This is a genomic window from Limosilactobacillus portuensis (assembly GCF_028607025.1).
Taxonomy (GTDB): Bacteria; Bacillota; Bacilli; order Lactobacillales; family Lactobacillaceae; genus Limosilactobacillus; species Limosilactobacillus portuensis.
On record NZ_CP117296.1, the window covers coordinates 331180 to 354597 of the forward strand.

General features: G+C 40.3%; 34 protein-coding genes. All 34 read left to right on the forward strand.

Annotated elements, in window-relative coordinates; all coding sequences use genetic code 11:
• Position 1: 1 nt before the first annotated feature.
• Entirely contained in the window at positions 2-436 is a 435-nt protein-coding gene (gene rplP, locus PRK60_RS01475) for a 50S ribosomal protein L16 (RefSeq protein ID WP_003716659.1), read from the forward strand.
• Positions 426-632: a 50S ribosomal protein L29 gene (gene rpmC / locus PRK60_RS01480; protein ID WP_003716660.1), complete on the forward strand. Its 207-nt coding sequence runs from the start codon at positions 426-428 to the stop codon at positions 630-632. The genes rplP and rpmC overlap by 11 nt, the downstream gene beginning before the upstream one ends.
• Before the next feature lie 25 nt (positions 633-657).
• On the forward strand, positions 658-924 hold the full coding sequence (gene rpsQ, locus PRK60_RS01485) for a 30S ribosomal protein S17 (RefSeq protein ID WP_003716661.1): 267 nt from the start codon (positions 658-660) through the stop codon (positions 922-924).
• Between the two features lie 64 nt (positions 925-988).
• Complete coding sequence (rplN, locus tag PRK60_RS01490; protein ID WP_003716662.1) at positions 989-1357, forward strand: 50S ribosomal protein L14; 369 nt, start codon at positions 989-991, stop codon at positions 1355-1357.
• A 34-nt stretch (positions 1358-1391) separates the two neighbouring features.
• Complete coding sequence (gene rplX / locus PRK60_RS01495; RefSeq protein WP_003716663.1) at positions 1392-1700, forward strand: 50S ribosomal protein L24; 309 nt, start codon at positions 1392-1394, stop codon at positions 1698-1700.
• A gap of 30 nt (positions 1701-1730) precedes the next feature.
• Positions 1731-2273, forward strand: coding sequence for a 50S ribosomal protein L5 (gene rplE / locus PRK60_RS01500; RefSeq protein ID WP_003716664.1), 543 nt, complete (start codon positions 1731-1733; stop codon positions 2271-2273).
• Between the two features lie 15 nt (positions 2274-2288).
• Entirely contained in the window at positions 2289-2474 is a 186-nt protein-coding gene (locus PRK60_RS01505; protein ID WP_003716665.1) for a type Z 30S ribosomal protein S14, read from the forward strand.
• A 30-nt stretch (positions 2475-2504) separates the two neighbouring features.
• A complete protein-coding gene (gene rpsH, locus PRK60_RS01510) occupies positions 2505-2903 on the forward strand; it encodes a 30S ribosomal protein S8 (protein WP_040530800.1) in 399 nt (132 codons plus the stop codon).
• Between the two features lie 29 nt (positions 2904-2932).
• On the forward strand, positions 2933-3469 hold the full coding sequence (gene rplF / locus PRK60_RS01515; protein ID WP_102168783.1) for a 50S ribosomal protein L6: 537 nt from the start codon (positions 2933-2935) through the stop codon (positions 3467-3469).
• A gap of 65 nt (positions 3470-3534) precedes the next feature.
• Entirely contained in the window at positions 3535-3891 is a 357-nt protein-coding gene (gene rplR / locus PRK60_RS01520; protein ID WP_040530802.1) for a 50S ribosomal protein L18, read from the forward strand.
• 22 nt (positions 3892-3913) lie between these two features.
• Positions 3914-4423: a 30S ribosomal protein S5 gene (rpsE, locus tag PRK60_RS01525; RefSeq protein ID WP_003716669.1), complete on the forward strand. Its 510-nt coding sequence runs from the start codon at positions 3914-3916 to the stop codon at positions 4421-4423.
• A 14-nt stretch (positions 4424-4437) separates the two neighbouring features.
• Positions 4438-4620: a 50S ribosomal protein L30 gene (gene rpmD, locus PRK60_RS01530; protein ID WP_003716670.1), complete on the forward strand. Its 183-nt coding sequence runs from the start codon at positions 4438-4440 to the stop codon at positions 4618-4620.
• Between the two features lie 32 nt (positions 4621-4652).
• A complete protein-coding gene (gene rplO, locus PRK60_RS01535) occupies positions 4653-5087 on the forward strand; it encodes a 50S ribosomal protein L15 (RefSeq protein WP_270529683.1) in 435 nt (144 codons plus the stop codon).
• Entirely contained in the window at positions 5088-6410 is a 1323-nt protein-coding gene (gene secY, locus PRK60_RS01540; RefSeq protein ID WP_003716672.1) for a preprotein translocase subunit SecY, read from the forward strand.
• 5 nt (positions 6411-6415) lie between these two features.
• A complete protein-coding gene (locus PRK60_RS01545) occupies positions 6416-7066 on the forward strand; it encodes an adenylate kinase (protein ID WP_219721772.1) in 651 nt (216 codons plus the stop codon).
• A gap of 129 nt (positions 7067-7195) precedes the next feature.
• Positions 7196-7414 (forward strand): translation initiation factor IF-1, encoded by a 219-nt coding sequence (infA, locus tag PRK60_RS01550; RefSeq protein ID WP_040530804.1) that lies wholly within the window; start codon positions 7196-7198, stop codon positions 7412-7414.
• Between the two features lie 35 nt (positions 7415-7449).
• Positions 7450-7569 carry a 50S ribosomal protein L36 gene (gene rpmJ, locus PRK60_RS01555; RefSeq protein ID WP_003714521.1) on the forward strand — a complete coding sequence of 40 codons (120 nt, stop codon included), beginning with the start codon at positions 7450-7452 and terminating at the stop codon, positions 7567-7569.
• Positions 7570-7600: 31 nt separating this feature from the next.
• Positions 7601-7966: a 30S ribosomal protein S13 gene (rpsM, locus tag PRK60_RS01560; RefSeq protein WP_003716675.1), complete on the forward strand. Its 366-nt coding sequence runs from the start codon at positions 7601-7603 to the stop codon at positions 7964-7966.
• A gap of 33 nt (positions 7967-7999) precedes the next feature.
• Positions 8000-8389, forward strand: coding sequence for a 30S ribosomal protein S11 (gene rpsK, locus PRK60_RS01565; protein ID WP_003716676.1), 390 nt, complete (start codon positions 8000-8002; stop codon positions 8387-8389).
• Between the two features lie 82 nt (positions 8390-8471).
• Entirely contained in the window at positions 8472-9416 is a 945-nt protein-coding gene (locus PRK60_RS01570; RefSeq protein ID WP_102168780.1) for a DNA-directed RNA polymerase subunit alpha, read from the forward strand.
• A 34-nt stretch (positions 9417-9450) separates the two neighbouring features.
• A complete protein-coding gene (gene rplQ / locus PRK60_RS01575; RefSeq protein WP_003716678.1) occupies positions 9451-9834 on the forward strand; it encodes a 50S ribosomal protein L17 in 384 nt (127 codons plus the stop codon).
• A 200-nt stretch (positions 9835-10034) separates the two neighbouring features.
• Complete coding sequence (locus PRK60_RS01580; RefSeq protein ID WP_102168778.1) at positions 10035-10862, forward strand: energy-coupling factor transporter ATPase; 828 nt, start codon at positions 10035-10037, stop codon at positions 10860-10862.
• Complete coding sequence (locus PRK60_RS01585; RefSeq protein ID WP_102168777.1) at positions 10838-11701, forward strand: ATP-binding cassette domain-containing protein; 864 nt, start codon at positions 10838-10840, stop codon at positions 11699-11701. The genes PRK60_RS01580 and PRK60_RS01585 overlap by 25 nt, the downstream gene beginning before the upstream one ends.
• Complete coding sequence (locus PRK60_RS01590; RefSeq protein WP_191912986.1) at positions 11694-12494, forward strand: energy-coupling factor transporter transmembrane component T family protein; 801 nt, start codon at positions 11694-11696, stop codon at positions 12492-12494. The genes PRK60_RS01585 and PRK60_RS01590 overlap by 8 nt, the downstream gene beginning before the upstream one ends.
• A gap of 17 nt (positions 12495-12511) precedes the next feature.
• Positions 12512-13282 (forward strand): tRNA pseudouridine(38-40) synthase TruA, encoded by a 771-nt coding sequence (gene truA, locus PRK60_RS01595; protein ID WP_102168775.1) that lies wholly within the window; start codon positions 12512-12514, stop codon positions 13280-13282.
• A 105-nt stretch (positions 13283-13387) separates the two neighbouring features.
• Positions 13388-13831, forward strand: a complete 444-nt coding sequence (rplM, locus tag PRK60_RS01600) for a 50S ribosomal protein L13 (protein ID WP_273646179.1) — start codon at positions 13388-13390, stop codon at positions 13829-13831.
• A gap of 7 nt (positions 13832-13838) precedes the next feature.
• Positions 13839-14240 carry a 30S ribosomal protein S9 gene (gene rpsI, locus PRK60_RS01605; RefSeq protein WP_056974559.1) on the forward strand — a complete coding sequence of 134 codons (402 nt, stop codon included), beginning with the start codon at positions 13839-13841 and terminating at the stop codon, positions 14238-14240.
• Between the two features lie 149 nt (positions 14241-14389).
• Complete coding sequence (locus PRK60_RS01610; RefSeq protein WP_003716686.1) at positions 14390-15163, forward strand: (S)-acetoin forming diacetyl reductase; 774 nt, start codon at positions 14390-14392, stop codon at positions 15161-15163.
• A 205-nt stretch (positions 15164-15368) separates the two neighbouring features.
• A complete protein-coding gene (locus PRK60_RS01615; RefSeq protein WP_040530818.1) occupies positions 15369-15998 on the forward strand; it encodes a glycoside hydrolase family 73 protein in 630 nt (209 codons plus the stop codon).
• Positions 15999-16016: 18 nt separating this feature from the next.
• Positions 16017-16592 (forward strand): xanthine phosphoribosyltransferase, encoded by a 576-nt coding sequence (locus PRK60_RS01620; RefSeq protein ID WP_102168773.1) that lies wholly within the window; start codon positions 16017-16019, stop codon positions 16590-16592.
• A gap of 24 nt (positions 16593-16616) precedes the next feature.
• Positions 16617-17786 (forward strand): ATP-grasp domain-containing protein, encoded by a 1170-nt coding sequence (locus PRK60_RS01625; protein ID WP_148444440.1) that lies wholly within the window; start codon positions 16617-16619, stop codon positions 17784-17786.
• A 128-nt stretch (positions 17787-17914) separates the two neighbouring features.
• Complete coding sequence (pcrA, locus tag PRK60_RS01630; protein ID WP_273646180.1) at positions 17915-20200, forward strand: DNA helicase PcrA; 2286 nt, start codon at positions 17915-17917, stop codon at positions 20198-20200.
• Between the two features lie 19 nt (positions 20201-20219).
• Positions 20220-22262, forward strand: coding sequence for an NAD-dependent DNA ligase LigA (gene ligA / locus PRK60_RS01635; RefSeq protein WP_273646181.1), 2043 nt, complete (start codon positions 20220-20222; stop codon positions 22260-22262).
• Between the two features lie 3 nt (positions 22263-22265).
• Positions 22266-23381, forward strand: a complete 1116-nt coding sequence (locus PRK60_RS01640) for a CamS family sex pheromone protein (RefSeq protein ID WP_102168769.1) — start codon at positions 22266-22268, stop codon at positions 23379-23381.
• Positions 23382-23418: the final 37 nt, after the last annotated feature.

The window sequence follows — 23418 nt, forward strand, 5'->3', positions numbered from 1 at the left end:
CATGCTAGTACCTAAGCGAGTTAAGCACCGTAAGGTTCAACGTGGCCACATGCGTGGTGAAGCCAAGGGTGGTAAGACTGTTTCATTCGGTGAGTTTGGTTTACAAGCATTGGATTCCCACTGGATTAGTAACCGTCAAATTGAAGCTGCTCGTATCGCTATTACCCGTTACATGAAGCGTGGTGGTAAGGTTTGGATTAAGATCTTCCCTCAACTTTCCTACACTAGCAAAGGTGTTGGTGTCCGGATGGGTAATGGTAAGGGTGCCCCAGAAGGATGGGTTGCCCCAGTTAAGCGTGGCAAGGTAATGTTCGAAGTAGCAGGTGTATCTGAAGAAACTGCTCGTGAAGCTTTACGTCTTGCCGGTCACAAGTTGCCAGTTCGCACTAAGATCGTAAAACGTGAGGAAGTAGGTGGACAATCTAATGAAAAGTAAAGATTACGTACAAGAACTGAATGGATTAACCACTGAGAAGCTACTTGACCGTGAAAAGGAACTGAAGGAGCAATTATTTAACTTACGTTTCCAATTAGCAACCGGCCAATTGGAAAACACTGCAAGTCTTAAGCAAGTACGCAAAGACATTGCCCGGGTTAAGACAGTTCTTCGTCAACAAGAATTAAATAAATAAAGAATACGAAAAGGAGGATTAGCGCATGAGTGAAGAACGTAATGCACGTAAGGTTTATCAAGGCCGCGTTGTTTCCGATAAAATGGATAAGACTATCACTGTTGTGATTGATACTTACAAGAGTGCCCCAATTTACGGCAAGCGTGTTAAGTATTCTAAGAAGTACTACGCACATGACGAAAACAACGAAGCTAAGACTGGCGACACTGTACAAATCATGGAAACACGTCCATTATCTGCAAAGAAGCGTTTCCGTCTTGTAAAGATTGTCGAAAAGGCTGCTACCCTTTAATTAGCAGATAACTCTAAATTTCGTATTCTAATTCTTATTCAAAGATGGAAGGAGGACATTAACCGTGATTCAACAAGAAAGTCGGTTGAAGGTCGCTGATAACTCCGGTGCCCGCGAAATCTTGGTAATCAAGATCTTAGGTGGTTCCCGAGTAAAAACAGGTAATATTGGTGATATTATTGTTGCTACTGTAAAACAGGCAACACCAGGTGGCGTTGTCAAAAAGGGTGACGTTGTTAAGGCTGTTGTAGTACGGACTAAGCAAGGTCTACACCGTAAGGATGGTTCATACATCAAGTTTGATGAAAACGCTGCTGTTTTGATTAACAACGATAAGAGCCCTAAGGGTACCCGTATTTTTGGCCCAATTGCTCGTGAACTTCGTGGAGATGACTTCATGAAGATCGTTTCATTAGCTCCAGAAGTTCTGTAAGATTTACCCAAAAATAAGGAGGTGCACTATCAACATGTTCATTAAAACAGGTGACAAAGTTCGCGTTATCGCCGGTAAGGACAAGGGCAAGGAAGGTACTGTTAAAAAGACCATTGCTTCTGCAAACCGTGTGATCGTTGAAGGCATTAACATGGTTAAGAAACACCAAAAGCCAAGTAACTCAAACCCTAATGGTGGAGTTATTGATACTGAAGCTGCTATCAGTGCTTCAAATGTTATGCTGATTGATCCTTCTACTAACGAACCAACCCGTGTTGGTTTCAAGTTCGTTGATGGTAAGAAGGTTCGTTTTGCCAAGAAATCTGGCAAGACTATCGACTAAAATTAATTACGAAAGGAGGAATAACTTCCAATGGAAAATCGTTTGAAAGCTAAGTACGAAAGTGAAATCCGTCCAGCATTGATTGAAAAGTTTAACTATTCATCAATCATGCAAGCACCTAAGATTGACAAGATTGTCTTAAACATGGGTGTTGGTGACGCTACTACCAACTCAAAGAACCTTGATGAAGCCGTTGAAGAATTGGGATTGATTTCTGGACAAAAGCCTTTAATTACTAAGGCTAAGAAGTCAATCGCCGGCTTCCGTCTTCGTGAAGGAATGTCAATTGGTGCCAAGGTCACTTTACGTGGTGAACGCATGTATGATTTCTTGGATAAGTTGATTAATGTTTCATTACCTCGTGTTCGTGATTTCCATGGTGTAAGCAACAAGTCATTTGATGGCCGTGGTAACTACACCTTAGGTATTCGTGAACAATTAATCTTCCCTGAAATTGATTTTGATAAGGTTAACCGTGTTCGTGGTTTGGATGTTGTTATTGTTACAACTGCACAAACTGATGAAGAATCACACGAATTATTGGCTCAACTTGGTATGCCGTTCGCTAAATAAAGGAGGTTCCACAAATTGGCTAAAAAATCAATGATTGCTAAGTGCAACCGTCCAGCTAAGTTCTCAAGTCGTGAATACACACGTTGTGCACGTTGTGGACGTCCGCACTCAGTTTACCGTAAATTCCACTTATGCCGGCTTTGCTTACGAGAACTTGCCCACAAGGGACAAATTCCTGGTTTAAAGAAGGCTAGCTGGTAAACAAATCACCGACAAAGGAGGAAAACATCGATGTCTATGAGTGATCCAATCGCAGATTTCTTAACTCGTATTCGTAACGCTAATATGGCTCAACACGAATCAGTAGAAGCACCTGCATCAAAGATGAAGAAGGACATCGCCGAAATCTTAAAGAATGAAGGTTTCATTCGCGATGTTGAATACGTTGACGATAACAAGCAAGGCATCATTCGTGTCTTCTTAAAGTATGGTAACGATGGTCAACGGGTTATTTCCGGATTAAAGCGGATTTCTAAGCCTGGTCTTCGTACATACGTTAAGGCTGACGCAGTGCCAAAGGTTCTCAACGGATTAGGGATTGCCATTATCTCAACATCTGAGGGTGTTGTGACTGACAAGGTTGCTCGCGCCAAGAAAATTGGTGGCGAAGTTATCGCCTACATTTGGTAATTAATTAAATTAAGTTAGGAGGTGCAAGCATGAGTCGTATTGGTTACAAGGAAATTGATCTACCAGAAGGTGTAGAAATTTCTCAACAAGGTAATGTTGTGACTGTAAAGGGTCCTAAGGGTACTTTAAGTCGCGAAATTTCACCATTGATCAAGATGAGCGTTGAAGGCAACGTTGTAAAATTTGATCGTGATGAAGATAGCAACCAAGTTAAGATGGTTCACGGAACAACCCGTGCAAACGTCAACAACATGGTTGAAGGTGTTGTTAATGGATTTAGTAAGACCTTGAAGCTTGTCGGTGTTGGTTACCGTGCTCAATTTAAGGGTAACAAGCTTATTTTGACTGTTGGTTACTCACAACCAGTTGAAATGGACAAGCCTGAAGATGTTGATATTAAGGTTCCTGACAACACTACTATTGAATTAAGCTCAATCAACAAGCAACACCTTGGTGATTTTGCTGCTTTAGTTCGTGCCGTTCGTTCACCTGAACCATACAAGGGTAAGGGTATTCGTTACGAAAACGAACACATTATTCGTAAGGAAGGTAAGACTGGTAAGTAATATTTGGTTACTAATTAGTTATTATCGACAAATTAAACTATATTTTATATTAAGAGGTGACTGTTGTGATTTCTAAACCAGATAAGAATAAGATCCGTCAACGTCGTCATATGCGCGTTCGCGGTAAGATTTCTGGTACTGCGGAGCGCCCACGCTTAAGTGTTTACCGTTCAAACAAAAACATTTACGCTCAATTAATTGATGACGTAAAGGGTGTGACGCTCGCAAGTGCCTCCACAATTGACAGTGAAGTTAGTGGAAAGAGCAAGACTGAACAAGCTAGTGGTGTTGGTGAATTAATTGCCAAGCGTGCTGCTGCAAAGAACATCACTAATGTTGTTTTTGATCGTGGTGGATACCTTTACCATGGTCGTGTTCAAGCATTAGCTGAAGCTGCTCGTGAAAACGGACTTAAATTCTAAGGAAAAGGAGGAATAACCTGCAATGACATCATCAGAATTCATTGATCCAGCAAAGTTGGACTTAGACGATCAAGTTGTTGCCATCAACCGGATTACCAAGGTTGTTAAGGGTGGTCGTCGGATGCGTTTTGCCGCTTTAGTAATTGTCGGCGATCGTAAGGGCCATGTTGGTTTTGGTACTGGTAAGGCTCAAGAAGTTCCTGAAGCTATTCGTAAGGCTCAAGCTGCTGCTGAAAAGAACCTGATCACTGTTCCTATCGTTGGTACTACTATTCCACACGAAGTTATCGGTACATACGGTGGTGGAAAGATTATGTTGAAGCCAGCCGTTGAAGGTTCCGGGGTTGCTGCCGGTGGTGCGGTTCGTAACGTTATGGACCTTGCTGGTGTAGCCGATGTTACTTCAAAGCGTCTTGGTTCAAACACTCCTGTTAACGTTGTTCGTGCAACATTCGAAGGTTTGAAGCAATTAAAGAGCGCTGAAGAAGTTGCTAAACTTCGTGGCGTTTCTGTAGACCACTTAGCAGAATAAGGAGGGCACTAATTATGGCTCAAGTTAAAGTTACTTTAATCCACAGTGTTGCCCACCGTCAGCCAACTCAACGCCGGACTGTTAAGGCTTTGGGTCTTGGTAAGATTAACAGTTCTGTTATCTTACCAGATAACGCTGCAACACGTGGCCAAATCTTTAAGATTGCTCACTTAGTTTCTATTGAAGAAGTTAAGTAATTACAACTAAATAATAAGGAGGTGCCTACTAAATGAAGTTAAACGAATTAAAACCTGCTGCAGGTTCTCGTTCAAAGCGTCTTCGTAAGGGTCGTGGCCTTTCATCAGGTCATGGTTTTACTTCTGGACGTGGTACTAAGGGTCAAAAGGCTCATGGTAAGACACGTTTAGGCTTTGAAGGGGGTCAAATGCCACTCTACCGGCAAATTCCAAAGCGTGGTTTCACTAATATTAACCGTAAGGAATATGCTATTGTTAACTTAAGTACTTTAGATCGGTTTGAAGATGGTACTGAAGTTACTCCACAATTATTGATGGAAAGCGGCATTGTTAAGAACTTGAAGAGCGGTGTTAAGGTTCTTGGTAACGGTAAGCTTACTAAGAAGTTAACTGTTAAGGCTAATAAGTTTTCTGCTTCAGCAGTGTCAGCTATCGAAGCTGTTGGCGGTAAAACTGAGGTGATGTAATTGTTTACAGCCGTCAAAAATGCATTTAAGGTTAAGGATATTCGTAAAAAAATATTCTTTACATTATTTGTATTAATTGTTTACCGGATTGGGGCGGCGATCACAGTTCCTGGTGTTAATGCTGCTGCTTTGCAGGAAATTTCATCGACTGGATTGGCTTCAATCCTTAATACCTTTAGTGGTGGTGGACTAGAAAATTACTCACTATTTGCGATGGGTGTTTCTCCATACATCACTGCACAAATTGTTGTTCAATTACTACAAATGGATATTGTTCCACGATTTGTTGAATGGAGTAAACAAGGTGAAGTTGGTCGGCGAAAGTTGAATCAAGCAACCCGATGGCTGACAATTGTTCTCGGATTTATTCAGTCAATCGGGATTACAGCAGGTTTTAATGCTTTAAGCTCGATAAAGCTTGTCAATCATCCAAATGTTACAACATACTTGACAATTGGATTAATTCTAACTGCAGGGACAATGTTTGCAACTTGGATGGGTGATATGATTACTGAGCGAGGATTAGGAAATGGGGTTTCCATGCTAATCTTCGCTGGTATTGTTGCTCAGATGCCAGGTGGTATTTACCAACTATGGCAAGACCAAATTGCTGGTGAATCTGGATCGGCACTTTGGATGGGAATCGGTTTTGTTGCCTTAGTAATAATTGCATTGATTATCATTGTTGCTTTTGTTACTTGGGTACAACAGGCTGAACGACGCTTACCAATTCAGTATACTCGACGGACTACCACTTCACCTGCTAGTAGTTACTTACCATTAAAGATTAACGTTTCTGGTGTTATTCCGGTTATTTTTGCTGGTTCATTCATTTCTACACCGCAAACAATCTTAATGGCATTCCAACAAAATCATGGTGGAGATACCTGGTACCAAGTGTTATCTACAATATTTAACATGCAGTCTGGACCAGGAATTACATTATATATTTTCTTAATTGTTGTATTTACCTTCTTCTATGCCTTTGTTCAAGTCAATCCAGAAAAGCTTGCGGAAAACTTGCAAAAACAAGGGAGTTATATTTCAGGAGTTCGTCCTGGAAAGGGTACTCAGCAATATATTTCAGCATTATTAATGCGATTAAGTACTGTTGGTTCACTTTTCTTGGGATTGATTTCATTAATTCCATTAGTAGCCAGCAATGTATGGAACCTAAGTCAATCAATTGGATTAGGTGGTACTAGTTTACTGATTATTGTTCAAATTGCTCTTGACGTTGTCCGTCAATTAACTGGTTTGACAATGAAACGTGAATATATTGGATTTATTCGTGGACCAAGACCAGAAGGAGGAGAGGTATAATGACAATGAATCTTGTTTTAATGGGTTTGCCTGGTGCCGGTAAAGGTACACAAGCTCAAAAGATTGTTGAGGATTTTGATATTCCTCACATTTCTACCGGAGATATTTTCCGGGCAGCAATTAAGAATGAAACGCCAATGGGAATTGAGGCAAAGAAGTACATCGATAAGGGAGAACTTGTTCCTGATGAAGTTACCAATGGTATTGTTAAGGAACGTCTTTCGAAAGATGATACGGCAAAAGGCTTCATGTTAGATGGCTTCCCACGTAATCTTAACCAAGCAGCAGCATTGGATAAGATGTTGGCTGAAAGTAATCGACAACTAGATGCGGTTATCAATATTCACGTCGAACCAGATGTATTGGTAGAACGACTAAGTGGTCGATTTATCTGTCGTAATTGTGGTGCAACTTATCACCGAGTATACAACCCACCTAAGGTTGAAGGTACTTGTGATGTTTGTGGTCATCATGATTTTTATCAACGTGATGATGATAAACCTGAAACCGTAAAGAATCGGTTAGATGTTAACATCAAGTTAAATACACCACTGGTAGACTACTACCAAAAGAAAGGTGTTTTGTACACAATCGATGGTCAACAAGACATTGACAAGGTTTATGAAGATGTTAAAAGGGTATTAGATAACCTTTAAGCTGTTAAACCTTGCGAAGTTTACATAGTTATGCTAAACTTTGTAAGGTTTATATAGCTTACAGTGGGAAATGATGTCGTTTTCCACCGTTTTTACGTCATTTCTTGGTTATGCAAGGAGGAACCAATTGTGGCAAAAGCCGATGTGATTGAAGTTGAAGGTAAGATTACTGAAACCTTACCTAATGCGATGTTTAAAGTTGAATTGGAAAATGGTGCTGAAATTTTAGCACACGTTTCTGGTAAGATCCGGATGCATTACATTAAGATTTTACCTGGTGACCGTGTTAAGGTTGAAATGTCACCATATGATTTGACCAAGGGTCGGATTACCTTCCGGTTTAAGTAGTAATTAAACAGTAACTCTCTAGGAGGATTAATAAAATGAAAGTAAGACCATCAGTCAAGCGGATGTGCGAACACTGCAAGATCGTAAAGCGTCACGGACGTGTTATGGTTATTTGCTCTGCTAATCCAAAGCACAAGCAACGTCAAGGTAAGTAATTTATTTAAATAAGGATGGAGGTGTAAATAAATGGCTCGTATCGCAGGTGTCGATTTACCTCGTGACAAGCGAATCGTAATCGGCTTAACATACATTTACGGAATTGGTAACACACGTGCTCAAAAGATTTTGAAGGACGCTGGTGTTTCTGAAGATATTCGTGTTCGTGATTTAACTCCTGAACAAGAAGAACAAATCCGTACTCAAGTTGACCAATACCAAGTAGAAGGTGACTTACGTCGTGAAGTTACTTTGAACATTAAGCGGCTCCAAGAAATTGGTTCATACCGTGGAATGCGTCACCGTCGTGGTTTACCAGTTCGTGGTCAACACACTAAGAACAATGCACGTACTCGTAAGGGTAAGGCAGTTACTATTGCTAACAAGAAGAAGTAATCTATTTTAATATAAAGGAGGTTAGTACTTAATATGGCAACCAAAAAAGGTACGCGTAAGCGTCGTGCAAAAAAGAATGTTGAAACCGGTGTTGCTCACATTCACTCAACATTTAACAACACTTTGATCATGATTACTGATGTTCAAGGTAACGCTGTTGCTTGGTCATCAGCTGGTGTATTGGGCTTTAAGGGTTCACGGAAGTCAACTCCTTTCGCTGCTCAAATGGCTTCAGAAGCTGCTGCTAAGCAAGCTATGGAACATGGCATGAAGACCGTTGAAGTTGAAGTTAAGGGTCCAGGTTCTGGTCGTGAATCAGCTATCCGTGCTCTTCAAGCAACTGGTTTGGAAGTCACTGCTATTCGTGATGTGACTCCAGTTCCTCATAATGGTTCTCGTCCTCCAAAGCGTCGTCGTGTTTAATTGACATTGCTGGAGTTACGAATCCATCAATGGCCTTTTAGTCTAAAATACGAACTGCGTTTGAAAGGGGTACAGAGATAGAATGATCGAATTTGAAAAGCCAAACATTCACAAGGTTGAAGAAACTGATAGCTACGGTAAGTTCGTTGTTGAACCGCTCGAACGTGGTTATGGAACTACACTTGGTAATTCATTAAGACGAGTTTTACTGGCATCATTACCTGGTGCTGCCATCACTAGTATTCAAATTGATGGTGTTTTACATGAATTCAGTACTGTTGAAGGTGTTACTGAAGATGTAACTCAAATCATTTTGAACCTGAAGAAAGTTTCTCTAAAACTGGATTCAGAAGAACAAAAGGATCTTGAGATTGATGTTAAAGGTCCTGCTGAAGTTACCGCCGGTGATATTCAAGGCGATGGTGAAGTTGAGGTTCTTAACCCTGACTTGTACATTGCTACCGTTGCAGATGGTGCCGAACTGCACATTAAGATGACTGCTGACAAGGGTCGTGGTTACTTTTCTGCAAATGATAACAAAGCTCGAATGGATGATCTCGCAATTGGTGTATTGCCAATTGACTCCATTTATACCCCGATTGAACGTGTTAACTACACAGTTGAAAATGCTCGGGTTGGTCAACGTAATGATTACGATAAGCTAACCTTAGATGTTTGGACTGATGGTTCATTAACACCGACTGAAGCTGTTAGCTTGGGTGCTAAAATTTTAACCGAACACTTGGCAATGTTTGTTAACCTTACTGAAGAGGCTCAAAATGCACAAGTGATGGTCGAAAAGGAAGAAACCCATAAAGAAAAGATGCTTGAAATGACAATTGAAGAACTTGATCTATCAGTTCGTTCATACAACTGTCTCAAGCGTGCGGGTATCAATACCGTTAAGGAATTGACTGATCGGACCGAAGCTGACATGATGAAGGTACGGAACTTAGGCCAAAAGTCACTTGAAGAAATTAAGTTGAAATTAAACGATCTCGGCGTTTCATTCCGTCAAGATGATTAATTAATCAAACCAATGGAAAAGGAGGGACAACTTCATGAGTTACCGTAAATTAGGACGTACAAGTTCACAACGTAAGGCTTTATTACGTGATTTAACTACTGATTTAATTGTTAATGGTCGGATTACTACTACCGAAGCTCGTGCTAAGGAAGTTCGTAAGACTGCTGATCAAATGATTACCCTTGCAAAGCGTGGCGATTTAGCTTCACGTCGTAAGGCAGCTGCTTTTGTTCGGAATGTCGTTGCTGATGTTAAGGAAGATGGCGACAACATCCGTATTCAATCTGCTCTTCAAAACTTATTTGAAGAATTAGCACCTAAGTATGCTGAACGTAATGGTGGTTACACACGGATTTTGAAGACTATGCCTCGTCGTGGTGACGGTGCTAAGATGGTTATCTTAGAATTCGTTGACTAACATTTCGTTAATCAGAGTTTATTAATACGTAATAAAGAATCACTATCATTGAAGTATAGAGTGTTATGATGGTGGGATTATTCCCTAGTCTAGCTTGAATGCGGATTAACCGTGCACTTCTCTGGTAAGTGATTTTTTATTTTTAAATTCTTTTACTTTCTCTGTTAAAATAAAAGGTATTAATGTAAAGGATAAAAAAGATGCAAGAGATTAAATTTAACCATGTCACATTTAAATATCCTGATTCTGATAAGGTGCTAATAGATAATCAATCTTTTGTCTTGCCAGTAAATAAGTGGATCGCGGTTGTTGGACATAATGGAAGTGGGAAGAGTACGATTGTTCGCCTTCTTAATGGGCTCCTTCAGCCAAATAAAGGGAAAATTCTGATTGATGATTTAGAGGTAAATGAACAGCATTTAGAAACAGTTCATAAGCTGGTGGGAATGGTTTTCCAAAATCCAGAAAATCAATTTGTTGGCTCAACGGTTGCTGAAGATGTTGCTTTCGGTTTAGAAAATTATAATGTTGCTCCGGAAGAAATGCCGACGATCATTAAGCAAGCTTTAAAGAGTGTTGGAATGATTGATTATGAAGATAGTTTAATTGCTGATCTTTCTGGTGGTCAAAAACAACGAATTGCTATTGCGGGAGTGTTAGCAGTAAAGCCTAAAATAATTATCTTTGATGAGGCTACTAGCATGCTTGATCCAGTGGGAAGAGAATCAATTATGAAGCTACTAGAAACTCTTCATCATGATGGGGGGTATACAATCATCATGATTACTCACGATCTTAATGAAGCAGAACTGGCTGATCATATTTTGATCCTTGATCAAGGTAAAGTAGTAGCAAATGATGTTACTAAAAAGGTTTTATCAAATCATCAATTATTAAGAAAGCTTCAACTGACACCAGCAGCTGGTGAGCAAATTAGAGAGGAGTTAATCCATGCAGGAATAAAGGCTCCTCAAGAATACATAACAACGGGGGAAATGGTTCGATGGTTAAAGCAAAAATTGAATTAAGGAATGTTAACTTTATTTACCAGCCAACGACGCCTCTCGCTCATCAAGCACTGCGTAATATTAATTTAAAGATTGCGGATGGAGCATTTACTGTGTTGGTTGGCCAAACTGGCAGTGGTAAATCAACTCTGGTCAACTTAATTGATGCCTTGACTCTTCCAACATCAGGACAGGTAGTCGTCAATGGACGGTTAATTAATAATCAAACATCCAAAAGAGAACAGGAGCTATTTCGCCAAAAAATTGGTTTTGTTTTTCAATTTCCTGAGCGCCAACTATTTGCGCAAACTGTTCGTGATGATTTAGCGTTTGGGCCACAGAATCTTGGTTGGCCTCAGAAAAAAATAAATAAGTCAATTATGAAGGCGTTAGAAACCGTTCAATTATCACCGACGATTCTTAAACAATCTCCTTTTTCACTATCTGGTGGACAAAAACGACGAGTTGCAATTGCTGGAGTACTGGCAATGAATCCTGAAGTTTTAATTTTAGATGAACCCGCAGTTGGCCTTGATTCCTTGGCTGTTCAACGGTTACTCAACATTATTAAAGAATTAAACCAACGTGGAGTTACCATTATTATGATTACTCATTACTTAGAAATGGTTACATCATTAGTAACCCAAATTGTTGCACTTCACGATGGGCAGATTACGTTTGATGGTAGTCCACAAGAATTTTTTAGTAGTCAGCAATTGTTAAAGAAGAGTGACTTGTTGGCTCCTAAAAGCATTCAAATTTCCCGGGAAATTGGTTTGAGCGGATTGCCTCTATCATTGGATGAACTGTCTGCAAACCTGATTGAACGATTAAAGAATGGGGGAATGGCAAATGGGTAACATGGTTGTCTTTGGAAGCTATGTTCCGCTAAATTCACCAATTCATCGTTTAGATGCCCGGACTAAATTAATTCTTTGTATTTGGTATGTTATCAGTGTTTTTTTTGCTAATCATTTATGGCCAGCGATTTGGATATCATTTGTTTTGCTAATTACGCTGATTATAAGCCGGGTTCCTCTTCGGATGTATTGGACAGGGATAAAGCCATTTTTAATTGTGATCCTAATAACTGTTTGTCTACAGGTCCTATTCAGTAGCGGCGGTCAGATGTATTGGCATTATGGCTGGATTTCGATAACAAGTGACGGAATAAAGAATGCATTTTTAATCTTTTATCGGTTTACGGTAATTATTACAGCATCCACGATTCTCACGGTAACCACGCCAACTCTGCAGTTAGCTGGAGCATTTTCCTGGTTAATTTTTCCGTTAAAATGGTTAAGAGTTCCGGTAGATAAGATTTCCCTGATGTTATCAATTGCATTAAGATTTGTTCCGACAATTATGGCAGATATTAAGATAATTATGAATGCTCAGCGGTCACGGGGAATGGATTTCCACCAAGGAAACTTAATAACGAGGCTAAAGCACCTTATTCCAATTATCATCCCATTATTTGTAAATTCGTTTCAGCATTCGGAAGACTTAGCAACGGCAATGGAAGCGCGGGGATATTCATTAGAGCGTCCACGAACTCAATATCGTCAGTTATCCTGGCACAAAGGAGATACCGTTGCATTATTATTGATGCTTATGGCTGATGTTGGAATTGAAATTTTAAACTTAATTTAGCGAGGAGAGTTTTTATTGTGTATCGTTACAAAATAACATTTGCTTACGATGGATCAAATTTTTCCGGCTTTCAAATTCAGCCGCATAAGAGAACGGTAGAGCAGGTTTTAAAAAATGCGGTTAACAAGATTGCTAAGCATCCAATCCCTGAAATTCCAGTAATTGGATCAGGGAGAACTGATGCTGGGGTTCATGCCTTAAATCAGGTTGCGCATTTTGATATTCCATACCGCCTGAGTAATGAATCAATGCGCAAGGCATTAAATAGTATTTTGCCGCTTGATATTCTGATAAAAAAAGCAGAATTAGTAGATAACGATTTTCATGCCCGGTATAGTGCGCATAATAAAACTTACCGTTACCGAGTGGATCAAGGAGAATTTGTTAATCCCTTTAAGCGAAACTATACAGCACATTTTAAATATCCATTGGATTTAACGTTAATGCGAAAAGCCGCTAAAGACTTTATTGGCGAGCATGATTTTACTAGTTTTGTAGCCTCAGGGAGTCAAGCTAAAAGCAACGTCCGAACTGTTTATAAAATAGATATTAAACGAGATGAACTGCGAAATGAGGTTGTTTTTGATTTTACTGGGAATGGTTTTCTCTATAATCAAATTCGCATTATGGTGGCTTTCCTTTTAGAAATAGGCAGTAAGCAACGACCTGTTGATGATGTTAAACGTGTATTAGCAGCTAAAGATCGGACACAAGCTCGGATGACTGCTCCCGCAAGCGGCCTATATTTAGTTTCAGTAGATTACGGGAATGATCGGGAAAGTGATTGACGAAGTGGTTGTAACAAGGTATACTAGCACTTGGTATTTCTTTTCCATCTAATAACTCGGTACACTATTATATGTAAAAGAAAAACAAAATTGGAGGACTTAATCGTGAGAACGACATACATCGCAAAACCTGGTGAAGTTGATCGCAAGTGGTACGTTGTCGATGCAAAGGATGTCCCAATGGGTCGTCTTTCTGCTGTCGTCGCATCAATTTTGCGTGGTAAGAACAAGCCAACATACACTCCACACGTTGATACTGGTGACAATGTTATTGTTATCAACGCTGCGCAAGTTAAGTTAACTGGTAAGAAAGCTACTGACAAGATTTACTACCGTCACTCAGACTACGCTGGTGGTTTGAAGCAACGGACTGCTGGTGACTTCCGTGCTAAGGAACCTGAGAAGTTATTGGAACACTCAATCAAGGGTATGCTTCCACACAACTCTCTTGGTCGTAAGATGGGCTTAAAGCTTCATGTATACGCTGGTGAAGATCACAGTCATGCAGCACAAAAGCTTGAAGCACTCGATATTACTAACTTAATTTAAGGAGGGAATGGAATTGGCTCAACAAGTTCAATACAGTGGTACTGGTCGGCGTAAAGACGCTACTGCGCGTGTTCGCTTAGTACCAGGTTCTGGTAAGATTACAATGAACGGCAAGGCAATTGAAGACTACATTCCATTTGCCAACTTACGTGCTATTGTTAACCAACCATTTAACGTTACTAAGACTGACGGTCAATACGATGTTTTAGCTAACGTTAATGGTGGTGGTTTCTCTGGTCAAGCTGGTGCAGTACGTCACGGTATCGCCCGTGCATTACTCGCAGTTGACCCTGACTTCCGTGACGCTTTGAAGAAGGCCGGTCTCTTGACTCGTGACCCTCGTATGAAGGAACGTCGTAAGCCAGGTCTTAAGAAGGCTCGTAAGGCTGCTCAATTTAGTAAGCGTTAATATTCGATTTATCGCTTCCAAAAAAGAAGTTGGATTTTTGTCCAACTTCTTTTTTTATACACATACACAATCGTATTTCTTTTATCTTTAATTTAAAAGACGTATAATATAGTTGTTGTAACCGCTTACTAATATAAGGAGGCTAAATTATGGCAAAACGTGTTGCTTTAGTTACTGGTGGTAGTCAAGGTATTGGTAAGGCAATTGCAGAACGGTTAGTTAACGATGGCTTTTCCGTTGCTTTAGTTGCCCTTGAAGAAAATAAACTACAGGAAACTGCTAAGGAACTGGAAGAAAAGGGTGGTGAAGCTTTACCAATCGTTGCGGATGTTTCTGATCGTGATGCTGTATTCGCTGCGGTTAAGAAGACTGTTGATCATTTTGGTGATTTAAATGTAGTTGTTAATAATGCTGGCCTTGGTCCAACTACGCCAATTGATACAATTACTCCTGAACAATTCGAAAAGGTTTATGGAGTAAATGTTGGGGGTGTTCTTTGGGGAATCCAAGCTGCACACCAAGCATTTAATAAGTTAGGTCACGGTGGAAAGATCATCAATGCCACCTCACAAGCTGGGGTTGTCGGTAATCCAAACTTAGCACTTTATTCTGGTACTAAGTTCGCTATTCGGGGAATTACCCAAGTAGCCGCTCGTGATTTGGCTGATGAAGGCATTACTGTTAACGCATACGCTCCAGGAATTGTTAAGACACCAATGATGTTTGATATTGCCCACCAAGTAGGAAAGAATGCTGGTAAGAGTGATGAATGGGGAATGCAGACATTTGCTAAGAACATTGCTTTAAAACGGCTCTCTGAACCAGAAGATGTTGCCAATGCTGTTGGCTTCTTAGCTGGCCCTGATTCAAATTACATTACTGGACAGACGATCATTGTTGATGGTGGGATGCAATTCCACTAGAATGAGTGATCGTAACTCAGTGAAGAATTTGCGGAAGACTAGCGAGTTTTTGAGGAGCAAATTTCAATCATATTAACTAACGGGGGTTGGATAAAATTCCAGCCCTTTTCTTATTTTTAAATTTAAAATACTAAAATATTCTCCCAAACAAGGCTTATTTTGCTACAATCAATAGTTAGTAGTGAAAATAAGGGAGGCATAGCTTTTGGCAAAACGGCGGCGGAGAAGAACGAGGAAGAAAAGATCACAGGGAAGCATTTTTGTGTGGCTATTGGTTATTGTTATATTGTTCCTAGGCGTCTACGTTGGTCATCACTTTTACCGAATATGGAACCAACAACGCATCGAACAGGCTGCATTGAAACGGGACCGTGAAGCTAAAGAGTTGTTTATTAAGCAGGTAGCTCCAGAGGCTCAAGCAATGCAGAATACATACCATGTTTATGCGTCAATTACGATTGCTCAGGCGATCCTTGAATCTAATTGGGGTACCAGTAAATTAGCTACTCAGTATCATAATCTTTTCGGAATTAAGGGAACTGGTGCTAATTCAAAAGTTATGACAACTAAAGAATATACTGGTGGTAAATGGATTGTCATTAAGGACCGTTTTCGTGTTTATAGTAGTTGGGATGAATCGATTAAGGATCATACCCGGCTAATGCTTCAGGGAACTGATATGAATCGGCAGAATTATGATCGAGTTGTTAAGGCTGCTAATTATGAAGAGGCAGCAAAAGCTCTGCAGCAATCTGGCTACGCTACCGATCCAGACTATGCTAAGAAGCTTATTTCAGTCATTCAAACGTATAAGTTATATAATTATGATAAATAATCAAGAGGGGTTTATATTATGAGAGAATTACAAGAGAAGATTGAACAATACGGAACGGTTCTTCCAGGAAATGTTTTGAAAGTGGATGCTTTTCTTAATCATCAGGTTGATCCAGAATTAATGCTTAAAGTTGGTCAAGAGTTTGCAAAATTGTTTGCAGATGAGGGAATCACTAAGGTTTGGACGGTTGAATCATCAGGGATTGCCCCTGCTGTAATGACAGGATTAGAACTTAAAGTTCCTGTAATTTTCGCCCGGAAGCATAAGAGTTTAACTCTGAATCAAAATATGTATACCGCAGATGTTTATTCTTATACTAAAAAGACTACTAACCGAATTTCAATTTCTAAAAAGTATGTCGATGCTAATGATAAGATTTTAATGATTGACGACTTCTTAGCTAATGGTCAAGCGGTTGAAGGAATGCTGGAAATTGCTGATCAAGCCGGGGTTGACGTTGCTGGTGCCGGAATTGTTATTGAGAAGAGTTTCCAACCTGGTGCGCAAGAGTTAAAGGATCGGGGCATTCGCGTTGAATCACTAGCACGGATTAAGTCATTAGCGGATGGTAAAGTAACCTTTATGGAAGATTAATGATGAAGTGGAGAGGAGAATTAAATGAGTAATACAATTTTTCCTGGGAGTACTTTAGGGATTATTGGAATTAACCGTAATGGAGTAGCTATGATTGCAGCTGCTAAAAAAGCGGGATTCAATGTTGGTGTCTATGTTGATCATTCTCAACCAGAAATCACTAAAATGGCAGACTTTACAATTGATGGTGCTTATAATGACAAGCAAAAACTTACCGAATTTGGTGAAGCCTGTGATGCTATTATTTACCAAACGCCGAACATTGATTCAACTGTAATTCGTTTTCTTGGTCAATATGCAGCAATCCCACAAGGAATTAACGGCTTGGAAATTGTTCAGGATCGGTTAATGGAACGCGCATTTTTGGATCAAATCAATATTAATATTGCTCCCTATGTTACCGTTATCGGATTAGATGATGTCTATCAATCAATTGATTCAATCGGTTATCCGGCCCTTTTGAAGCCGATTCAACGAGGAATTGGCGAACAATCAATGATGATTAAGCGTCAATCTGACATTACTAGAGCTGCGGACTTTATTGATACAGGAACTTATTTACTGGAATCATGGATCGACCACACGACAGAATATACCCTAACTGCTGCTTGTGCTAACGGCGAAGTTGAAATCTTCCCCTTAGCGCAATTGGAATATAACGAAGACCGGCAATTAATTTCAGTAGCTTCACCTGCTGAAGTTGCGGATGATATGTTACAAGAAATGCACCGTATTATTAAGAGCGTTGCTGATTCACTTCAATATACTGGTGTTTTCTCGGTTAACTTTTATGTGACCTCAACTGGAACACTATATGTTAAGAACATTGAATTAGGGCTAACATCAATTGCCAATGTCTATGACAACACGACAAATGTGGATCAGTACGAACAACAGTTGCGAGCAAGTGTTGGGATGCCGCTTCATGTTATCAGACAGTTACAGACGGCATTATTAATGATCATTCGGAATTATCAGGCGGTTGCTATTCGTCGTCAGTGGCTCCTTAAGAATAATTGGAAGTTCCGGTTCTTTAATAATACGGATAAAGATGATCCAGCAGGAATTCTTGGCTTTGTTTGGGTTACTGGCGATACCGACCTGAATGCTTTACAAAATCAGGTTGATGATACTGAGGTTTGGAATAAAACATTGCCCAATTCATCGTCAGATAACGAAGAGCAAGAAAAATAAATAAAAACTGAGCTGAGACTGCTCACGGAAAGTCTTAGGCTCAGTTTTATTTTTGCAACATATGTTCGAAAACAACCAAAAGAAGTTGAAAATTTGGTATAATATGAGCCGACTGAAATTTAGAGAGGATGGAAATAGGCGTGAATAGTCAAGCACTTTTAGACGGCATGAATGATAAGCAAACCGAAGCAGTCTTAACAACAGAGGGACCGCTCTTAGTAATGGCTGGAGCTGGTTCAGGAAAGACTCGGGTATTAACCCATCGAATCGCATATCTGATTGAAGAAAAGGGTGTGCTCCCTTGGAACATTCTTGCGATTACTTTTACGAATAAGGCCGCACGAGAAATGCAAGAACGTGTTGGTAAACTTTTAGGTGAAAGTGCCCGTGACATCTGGGTTTCCACATTTCACGCCCTCTGTGTACGGATCCTGCGACGCGATATTGAAAAGCTGAGTTATAACCGGGCTTTTACGATCGCTGACACCAGTGAACAACGAACATTGATGAAACGGATTTGTGCAGAATTAAATATTGATACCAAAAAATTCGATCCTCGAAGTATCCTTAGTGCAATCTCTAACGCGAAAAATGCATTACAAACTCCTGATGACTACTCAAAAGAAGCCAATAGCATGTTTGAAAATATGGTTGCTCGTGCATACAAGCTCTATCAACGGGAACTAGAGGCTAATCAATCCTTAGACTTTGACGATTTGATTATGAAAACAATTGAACTCTTTGAAAAGGATCAAGAGACTTTGGAATTTTATCAAGATAAGTTCCACTACATCCATGTTGACGAATACCAGGATACCAATGATGCTCAGTATAAATTAGTTAACATGCTTGCCCAGGGATACAAGAACCTTTGTGTTGTTGGGGATGCTGACCAAAGTATCTATGGTTGGCGTGGTGCAAACATGAATAATATTTTAAATTTTGAACATGATTATCCACAAGCACATACAGTAATGCTGGAACAAAATTATCGTTCAACCCAGACAATTTTGGATGCGGCTAATGAAGTGATCGATAATAATGTTTACCGAAAGAAAAAGAATTTATGGACAGAAAATGGCAAGGGAGATCAGATTTCTTACTACCGAGCTCAAAATGAGCATGACGAGGCTCAATTCATTGTTTCTAAGATTAAGGAGGAGCGAGAAAAGAATAATTACAAGTACAACGACTTTGCTATTCTTTATCGTACTAACGCTCAATCACGGATGATCGAAGAAACTTTCTTAAAGAGTAGTGTGCCTTATACCATGGTTGGTGGTCATAAATTCTACGACCGGAAAGAAATTAGGGATATTCTTGCTTACTTGACATTGATTGTTAATCCTCAAGATTCAATGAGTTTTGAACGAGTGGTTAATACCCCTAAGCGAGGAATTGGGATGACCAGTGTTGATCATTTGCGAGAATTTGCCAATGATAATAATTGGTCCCTTCTTGAAGCAGCCGAAAATGTTGATATTGCCAATAACATTTCCGCACGGACGCGGGTTAAAATTGATGAGTTTGGTCAGTTAATGCGTAACCTAACTAAGCAAGCGGAATTTCTAAACTTAACTGATTTAACGGAAGAAATCTTGGATAAGAGTGGGTACAATAAAGCGCTTGAACAGGATAAAAGTCTTGAAGCACAAGCTCGACGTGAAAACCTCGATGAATTTAAATCCGTTACCCAAGAATATGACGAACAGCATAAGGATGACGATGATAATAATATTCAAAAGATTACCAACTTCCTTGCTGATCTTGCACTGGTTTCCGATCAGGATGACGTTGACGAACAGGCACCAGCAGTGACGTTAATGACTCTTCATGCTGCTAAGGGACTGGAATTCCCGGTAGTCTTTCTTGTGGGGATGGAAGAAGGAATTTTCCCACTTTCCCGAGCAATTTTGGAAGATGATGAGCTGGAAGAAGAGCGACGGCTTGCATATGTTGGTATTACCCGGGCAAAGAAAAAGCTTTACCTGACAAATGCCTTTTCGCGACTTCTTTACGGACGAATTCAGCGAAATCAGCCATCTCGGTTTGTAGAAGAAATTAATCCCGACTTACTTAAGTTTGAAAATGACCAACCTGCTGATCGTCTTGGGGGACAAAAATTACCATTCGGTGGTGAGGCTGCTACTGCAACTACTTATCGAGAACAGAAGCAACGTCGCCAATACCGAAGTGCGGGGAAGCGAGTAAAGCCAGTAACTAATACTGGAACAGGAGCTGATCAAGTTTCCTGGAAGACTGGTGATAAGGTGACCCATAAGAAGTGGGGCGAAGGAACTGTTGTTAAAGTTAGCGGAAACGGTAACGATAAGGAACTTGACATTGTCTTCCCTCAACAGGGAGTTAAGCGGCTGTTAGCTAGTTTTGCTCCTATTAAGAAGGTTACTGATTAATTAAAGTGAGGCCAATAAAATGGATAATCAATCAATCCCGGTTGCACAATTAACACTGGATCAGGCAAAAAAAGAAATTGCTCCATTACGAAAGCAAATTGCTCAATGGGGGAAAGAGTACTATGAACAGGATAGTCCTACTGTGGAAGACTATGTTTATGATCGTCAATATCAACGACTTGTTCAAATTGAACAACGCTTTCCCGAATTGCAAACGCCGGATTCACCAACACAGCAAGTTGGTGGTGAAGCTGAAAGTCAGCTGACGAAGGTTCGTCATGAGATTCCGATGTTGTCAATGGGGGATGTGTTCTCAATTGAAGAGCTAATGGACTTTAACCATCGCCAGCAGGAAAACCGTGACGTTGATGTTGAGCCAGAATATAACCTTGAATTGAAAATTGATGGTCTATCGTTATCGCTTGTTTACGAGAACGGGAAGCTGGTTCAAGGTTCGACTCGAGGCAATGGTAATATTGGGGAAGATGTTACTGAAAACGTAAAAACGATCAAGTCAGTACCGCGTGAGCTTCCTGAACCACTCTCCGTTGAATTTCGTGGTGAATGTTATATGCCTAAGGAGTCATTTGCTAAGTTAAATGCTCAACGTGAGGCTGATGGGCAGCCAATTTTTGCCAATCCCCGCAATGCAGCTGCCGGAAGTCTCAGACAATTAGATCCAACTGTTACGGCCAAACGTGACTTAGATACATTTATGTACTATGTTCCCGAGTACCAAAAGTTGGGAGTTACGACCCAATCAGAAGCCCTAGATAAGATGCGTGAACTTGGCTTTAAAGTTAATCCGCATAACCGGGTTGTTCATAATCGGCAAGAAATAGAGGATTACATTAATGAATACACTGCTAAACGTGATCAACTAGCTTATGGAATTGACGGAATTGTGGAGAAAGTTAACGATCTTGAGACTGAAGAAGCACTTGGAAATACCGTTAAGGTACCCCGGTGGGAAATTGCCTACAAGTTTCCTCCAGAAGAACAGCCGACAGTTGTCCGTGACATTGAGTGGACTGTAGGGCGAACCGGGAATGTAACGCCGACTGCTGTAATGGATCCGGTTCAATTAGCTGGAACAACGGTTAGTCGCGCCTCTCTTCATAATCCCGATTACTTAAAAGAAAAGGATGTTAGATTAGGCGATACTGTTTATCTTCATAAGGCCGGTGATATCATTCCCGAAATTTCTAAAGTTGATCTAAGTAAACGACCAGCTGATAGTGAACCATACCAAATTCCGACAAAGTGTCCTGCATGTGGATCTGAACTAGTTCACCTTGATGATGAGGTGGCTCTCCGGTGCATCAATCCAATGTGCCCAGCGCAGATTAAAGAAGGATTAGCTCACTTTGCTTCAAGAAATGCAATGGATATTGGGGGGCTCGGGCCAAAGATAATTGAACAGCTGTGGGATAAGAAGCTAATTCATGACGTTGCGGGGCTCTATGCCTTAACTGAAGACCAATTATTAACTTTAGATAAATTTGGTGAAAAATCAGCGACAAACTTATTGACATCGATCAATAATAGTCGTAATAATTCTGTCGAGCGCCTTTTATTCGGACTTGGTATTCGTCATGTTGGTGCTAAAGCAGCACGTTTGATTATGGCCCACTTTAATGATTTGGACCGACTAATAGAAGCTAATGCTGATGAGATTTCCGCTGTTGATGGAATCGGCCCGACAATTGGTGAAAGTGTGGAAACATACTTTGCCAATGAACAGGTTCAGTCATTAATTGAAGAGCTTCGTCAATCCGGTCTCAACTTTACCTATCTTGGCACAACTACTTCAGTCGATGAATCAAGTGACTGGAATGGTAAACGGGTTGTTTTAACTGGAAAACTAGTAGAAATGACTCGGACAGAAGCAAAAGACTGGTTAGAGGCCCATGGTGCTAAAGTAACAGGCAGTGTTTCGAAAAAGACTGATATTGTCATTGCCGGAGAAAAAGCAGGAAGCAAACTCAGTAAGGCTCAAGAGCTTGGAGTTGGTGTTTGGGATGAACAACGCTTTAGCCAGGCAATGAAGGAGGAACAATAAACGTTGAAGAATAAAGTGAAAAAATTGACTGTTGGGATTGCTCTCTTGATGTCAACGCTTGTCTTGACTTCATGCGGATTTGGTCATAAGTCATCAAAAGATTATAGTACTACTGGATCTCTAAGTGGAACTTATCAGGGAGTTATTAAGGACGGTCACTATAAGACAAGTAAAGCGCGGGGAGTAAATGTTAGTCAAAATAGTAATCCCTATAACCTTAAAAGTTTTGAAAGTGGCTTAACTCAAGTATCAAAACGGGTTTTTTCAACCAAAAATTATATCTTCCAGGAAGGTCAGTATCTTGATACTAGTACAGTTGAGAATTGGCTAGGACGGAAGAGTAAGAGTAATCCGGAAGGCCTCAACCCTGCTGAAGGGAAGAAGAGTGATCCAAATCCAGAGTACATTCAACAAATTGAAGAACAGGATTACATGCAGGAAAGCGGTAATTCAATGAAACTTCACGGTATTACTATTGGGATTGGGATTAATTCCGAATATAATTACCAGAAGAAGACCGATGGACCAAACTATACTAAGAACATTAGCGATGCTGAGGTTAAGCGTCAGGGTGAAATTGCTGCTCAAAAGGTCTTAACCCGGTTGCGGAAGAAAAAAGAATTGCGGAATGTTCCGATTGTGATTGCTCTATATAAGCAGGCACCAGATGACAGTTTAGTTGGTGGAAGCTTCTTTGCTTATAGTAAGAATAATGGAAACAAGATTAGCAGTTGGCATAAGCTTGATTACCGGACTGCTGTATTACCAAAGGCTAACGGAACTGATCAAGAAACCAAGTCCGATCAAACGGATAACGATAGCTTCTCTAACTTTAAGAGTCAGGTTCAGAGTTTCTTCCCTAACTTAAGTGGGGTTACTGCTCAAGCCCAATACAACGGTAGTTCATTGACTGGAATGCATATTACCATTACAACGCAGTTCTACAGTCAAACTGAAATTACCAGCTTTACCCAATACATTGTACGAGCCGCAAGAAAATACTTGCCAAGCGGAATTCCAATCGATATTAAAATTCAATCTAGTTCCGAAATGCAAGCCGTTGTTTACCGTAATTCCGGCTCCGACAAATTCCAAAGTCACGTGTTTGATTCGTATTAAAAACTAGAGTGTGAGCCAGCAAAGGACTTGCTAGCCC